Raw genomic sequence first — 4827 nt, 5'->3', positions numbered from 1 at the left:
GCGGCGAGACCACGTCGTGGCGGCAGGCCGCGCCGCTCACCCCCTCCGCCGCACCGCCCGCGACCATGGGGTCGGCCCGCCGGTTCTCCGGCGAGGGCGTTCCGCTCGACGCCGACATGGTGATCGTCGCGGCCGGTGCGTGGACGGGCGAGGTGTGCCGGCCGATGGGAGTGGAGCTGCCCGTGTTCCCGCGGCGAGGGCAGATCCTGCACGTGACGCTGGAGGGCGTCGACACCGCGTGGTGGCCGATCGTGTTGCCGAGCGCCGGCCCGTACCTGCTGGGTTTCTCGGACTCGCGGGTGTTGATCGGCGCGACGGTGGAGGACGTCGGGTTCGCGCCGCGGGTCACGATGGGCGGCCTGGATGAGCTGATCGAGGCGGGGTTGCGAGTGGCGCCGGGGCTGTTCGGGGCGTCGGTGACGGAGACGCGGGTCGGCCTGCGGCCGGTGTACGCGCCCGGCCCGGCCCTGATCGGCCCGCTGACCGGCCGCGTGGTGGTCGCGACGGGTCTGTCCGCGTACGGACTGACGGTAGGCCCGTTCGCCGGCCAGATCGCCGCCGCGCTCGCCCTCGGCGAGGAGCCGCCGCTCGACGTCACGCCGTACGCGCCGCCCCGCGCCTGAACAGGACCGTTTGATCTGTGCCACTAGGCCCTGATGGTGCTCTCTTCATCCGCCATGAGCCGGTGCGCGAATCCACCACGGGACCGTTGGCTCCGGTCTCGGGGACATCTCGCATGAAAGGAAAGTCGTCATGAGAAAGATGCTCGTCGCGATCCTGGCGGGCGGGGCGTTAGTCGCCGCCGGCACCCCCGCGCTCGCCCAGACGACCGCCAAGCCCACGCTGGGGCCGTACGGCTACGGCGCGATCAAGCTCGGGATGGGCCTGAAGCAGGCCAGGGGCACCGGGAAGATCGTGCGCAAGGCGGGCGGCGGAGCCGCGCCGTGCTCCGGCTGGGATCTGAAGCAGTACCCCACCGGTAAGGATCGCGTGGGCCTGTACATCTCCAAGAAGCGCGGCGTGGCCGTCATCTTCGCGCAGAAGGGGATCAAGACCCCTGAGGGCATCGGCATCGGCTCCACGATGCGGCAGGTCAAGCGGGCCTACCCGCGCCTGAAGACCTCCGCGAGCGGATTCCCGTACACCTCCGTCCCGCGCAACCCCAAGGCCTACTACGCATTCCTCGCCTCCAAGGGCAAGGTCAGGCAGTTGATCCTCGCGCTCGACACGCAGGACTGCGTCAACTAGTGCCGGAGCTGCGCTTCCGCCTACCCCGGTGACCATATGTGATGAAGCGGCTCCGTATAGTCGGACTCCTCCCCACCGTGATGCCGTGGGGAGGCCGCGTTGCCGCTGTTCGCGCTGCTCATGCTCGTGCTGCTGCTCGCCGCCGGATGCGCTGCGGACCCGTCCCCGCGGCCAGCGCCCAGCCCTCCGGCCGCCCCGGTCCCTTCCGTCGCGCCGCCGCCTCCTCCCGCCGTGCCCGAGCCGCCCCCGCCGAAGGTGCCGTATGCCGCCTCCGGTAGGTACGCGGTCGTGCGCGGAGCCGCGCCCGCCAGACCCGGTCGCGGGGCGCTGGTCCGGTATCTGGTCGAGGTGGAGCGCGGACTGCCGTTCGACGTTCGCGCGTTCGCCGCCGAGGTGCATCGCATACTCAACGACGTGCGCGGATGGGCGCGCTTCCAGCGGGTCGACCGCGGCCCGGCGCGGGTGCGGGTCGCTCTGTCCAGCCCCCGCCTGACCGTCCGCCAGTGCCTGCCGCTGCGCACCGGCGGCGAGCTGTCCTGCTGGAACGGGACCCGCTCGATCATCAACGCCCGCCGGTGGATCGAAGGCGTGCCGCAGTACCGGGGTGACCTGACCGCGTACCGGGCCTATCTGATCAACCACGAGGTCGGCCACGCGCTCGGACACCACCACCGGACGTGCCCCGGTCCCGGACGGCTCGCCCCGGTCATGGCCCAGCAGTCGAAGTCACTGGGCCGCTGCCGCCCGAACCCGTGGCCCTTCCCCGACCGCGGCGTTCCTTGAGAAGCGCTACAGGCCCTGGCCGGTGCCGACGCCCCGCAGCAGCGTGTCCACCACGCGGGTGGCGAGGGCGTCGGGCTCGGCGTCGCGGCTCTGGGCGGCCTCGTGGATCAGCGCGTAGTAGACCCGCCTGGCCCAGCCGGTATCCACGTCGGCCCGCAGCACGCCGGCGGCCTGCGCCCGCCTGAAGAGGCGGTCGCAGCGTTCCTCGACGTCCGCGTGCACCCGGGCCACCTCCGGGTCGTCCGACAGTGCCCGGCTCATCGCGAACCCCCAGTCGCTCTTGACCTTCAGCACGCTGGCCGTGACCTGGTAGAGCGCGACCAGCGGCGGCGTGCTCTCCGGGTGCGCGGACTCGACGGCCTCGGCGAACTTCCTGGTGGCCCACGCCGCCATGGCGTCCACCAGCGCCTCCCGCGAGGCGAACCGCCGGTGCACGGTCGTGCGCGCCACCCCCGCGGCCTCGGCGATCTGCTCCATGCTGGCCGCCGGGTTCTTGCTGAGCACGCGCTCGGCCGCCTCCAGGATGGCCCGCACCGTTCGCGCCGCGTCGGACCGCATCACCCGCGTTGTCTCACTCACCCCCACAGGGTACGACAACGTCGCCATTAACTCATTACTTGCGTCATTAGTGTTGCAAGTTGTAGAGTCATAGCGTCATAACTGACGCACCTCGTGGAGGAGAATCATGGACATGCGGCTTACCGGCAAGACGGCCGTGGTGACCGGCGCGAGCAGGGGCCTGGGGCTGGCGATCGTCCAGGCGCTGACGGGCGAGGGGATGCGGGTCGTGGCCGCCGCGCGGACGATCTCGCCCGAGCTGAAGGAGACCGGCGCGGTCGCGGTGGCGGCCGACCTGTCCACCGCGCACGGCCCCGCCGAGGTGATCGACCGGGCGCTGGCCGAGCTGGGCGGGATCGATCTGCTGGTCAACAACGTGGGCGGCGGCGACGGAGGCGAGGGGCAGACCGGCGGGTTCCTCGGCTTCGCCGACGACCAGTGGCGGCAGACGTACGACCTGAACTTCCTCAGCGCGGTGCGCGCCACCAGGGCCGCGCTGAGGACCCTCATCGGACGGCGCGGCGCGGTGATCAACATCTCCTCGATCGGCGCCAGGCTGCCACACAGCGGCCCGATGCCGTACACGACGGCCAAGGCAGCGCTGACCGCGTTCGGCAAGGCGTTGTCGGAGGAGTTCGGGCCGCAGGGGGTGCGGGTGAACACGATCTCGCCCGGCCTCGTCCGCACCTCGATGTGGGAGGGCCCCGGCAGCTACGGCGCCGCGGTGGCCGCCGCGCACGGAGTGGAGCACGAGCGGTTCCTGGCCGGGCTGCCGTCCGCCGCCGGGGTGACGACGGGCAGGTTCATCGAGCCCGAGGAGGTCGCCGCCCTCGTGACGTGGCTGGCGTCGCCGCACGCCGGAAGCGTCAGCGGCGCCGATTACGTGATCGACGGCGGGGCGATCAAGACGGTCTGACCTATCGCGATATATCGTAGGTGTGGGAACACCGGGAGGTCGTCGCCCGGTTGAGCCAAGTGAACCGACTTCAAGGGGGAGAGTGCAGCGATGGCGGGTAGGCGGCGGAGCTCGACGGTGCGGCGGATTCTGGCGGGGGGCGCGGCCCTGGCGGCGGCCGGGTGGGCGCTGCGTGACGTGCCGGCCGAGCTCGGTGCGCGGCCGCTGAGCTCGGGTCCGGACCGGGCGGCGCGGATGCGGCGTTCGCCGCAGTTCAGGGACGGCACCTTTTTCAACCCGATGCCCGAGCCGACGCATTTGATGACCACGCCGCCGGTCAACCTGCTCGGCGAGCTGGCCAAGAACAAGGAGGAGCGCCGCCCCGCGGGTTCCGTGCCCATGCGCGTCCCACCGTCGGGACCGCCTCCCGCCGATGGCGTGCGCGCCGTCTGGTACGGTCACGCGTCCACGCTGGTGGAGATCGAGGGCAGGCGGGTGTTGTTCGACCCGGTGTGGAGCAGGCGGCCCTCCCCCTCGCAGCTGGTCGGCCCGAAGCGGCACCATCCGGTGCCGGTGGCGATCGGCGAGTTGCCCACGATCGACGCGGTCGCGATCTCGCACGACCACTACGACCATCTCGATCTGGCGACCGTGCGTTCGCTGACCAGGACGCAGAAGGCGCCGTTCCTGGTGCCGCTGGGCATCGGGGCGCACCTGGAGCGGTGGGGCGTGCCCGCGTACCGGATCATCGAGCTCGACTGGGAGGAAGAGGCCCAGGTGGCCGGGCTGCGCTTCGTCGCCACGGCGGCCCGGCACTTCTCGGGGCGGGCGCTCACCCGCAACGACACCTTGTGGGGATCCTGGGTGGTGGCCGGGGCGAGCAAGCGGGTCTTCTACGCGGGCGACTCCGGATACTTCGCGGGGTACCGGGGCATCGGGTCGGCGCATGGGCCGTTCGATCTGACGTTGATGCCGATCGGGGCCTACAGCCCCGCCTGGCCGGACATCCACATGAACCCTGAAGAAGCCGTCAACGCCCACCTCGATCTCGGAGGTGGGCTGTTGCTGCCGGTGCACTGGGCGACGTTCACCCTCGCTCTGCACCCGTGGGCGGAGCCGGTGGAGCGGCTCTGGCGCGAGGCCAAGGCGCGTGACGTCAAGATCGTCGTGCCGCGACCGGGTGAGGCCGTGGACACCACGGCGGCGCCGGCGGTGGACGGGTGGTGGGAGACGCTGAGCTGAGCGGGTGGCCCCGGCCGGGGCCACCCGCCCGATCGCGGGCCGTCAGCCGGGCCGGTCCAGCTCCGCGCCCGGCGACCGCGTGCGCCGATCCAGCTCGCGGC

6 protein-coding genes are annotated in these 4827 nt (G+C 72.0%); 5 read left to right on the top strand and 1 reads right to left on the bottom strand.

The features are described from left to right. From ETD86_RS52595 to ETD86_RS52585, 3 genes are all read left to right on the top strand, one after another. On the top strand, nucleotides 1–623 hold a 623-nt coding region (locus ETD86_RS52595), incomplete at its 5' end, for an NAD(P)/FAD-dependent oxidoreductase (protein WP_211370889.1). 130 nt (nucleotides 624–753) lie between these two features. Further along, on the top strand, nucleotides 754–1248 hold the full coding sequence (locus ETD86_RS52590; protein WP_138674105.1) for a hypothetical protein: 495 nt from the start codon (nucleotides 754–756) through the stop codon (nucleotides 1246–1248). A gap of 99 nt (nucleotides 1249–1347) precedes the next feature. Further along, a complete protein-coding gene (locus ETD86_RS52585) occupies nucleotides 1348–2031 on the top strand; it encodes a DUF3152 domain-containing protein (RefSeq protein ID WP_246149501.1) in 684 nt (227 codons plus the stop codon). Between the two features lie 6 nt (nucleotides 2032–2037). Here ETD86_RS52585 and ETD86_RS52580 read toward each other — a convergent pair whose 3' ends face one another. Beyond that, on the bottom strand, nucleotides 2038–2610 hold the full coding sequence (locus ETD86_RS52580) for a TetR/AcrR family transcriptional regulator (protein WP_246149500.1): 573 nt from the start codon (nucleotides 2608–2610) through the stop codon (nucleotides 2038–2040). Between the two features lie 106 nt (nucleotides 2611–2716). Here ETD86_RS52580 and ETD86_RS52575 point away from each other — a divergent pair, with 106 nt between their 5' ends. Both ETD86_RS52575 and ETD86_RS52570 read left to right on the top strand, forming a co-directional pair. Next, nucleotides 2717–3505, top strand: a complete 789-nt coding sequence (locus ETD86_RS52575; RefSeq protein ID WP_138674104.1) for an oxidoreductase — start codon at nucleotides 2717–2719, stop codon at nucleotides 3503–3505. Nucleotides 3506–3622: 117 nt separating this feature from the next. Beyond that, nucleotides 3623–4726, top strand: a complete 1104-nt coding sequence (locus ETD86_RS52570) for an MBL fold metallo-hydrolase (RefSeq protein WP_246149499.1) — start codon at nucleotides 3623–3625, stop codon at nucleotides 4724–4726. Nucleotides 4727–4827: the final 101 nt, after the last annotated feature.

This window comes from Nonomuraea turkmeniaca (genome assembly GCF_005889735.1).
GTDB lineage: Bacteria > Actinomycetota > Actinomycetes > Streptosporangiales > Streptosporangiaceae > Nonomuraea > Nonomuraea turkmeniaca.
Note: the sequence above shows the minus strand (reverse complement) of the source record. Positions and strands in the feature narration are given on the sequence as shown.

What these genes read in the sequence shown, in the direction of transcription:
- ETD86_RS52575 (WP_138674104.1), top strand. Translation starts at nt 2,717, where the DNA reads ATGGACATGCGGCTTACCGGCAAGACGGCCGTGGTGACCGGCGCGAGC.
- ETD86_RS52590 (WP_138674105.1), top strand. Translation starts at nt 754, where the DNA reads ATGAGAAAGATGCTCGTCGCGATCCTGGCGGGCGGGGCGTTAGTCGCC.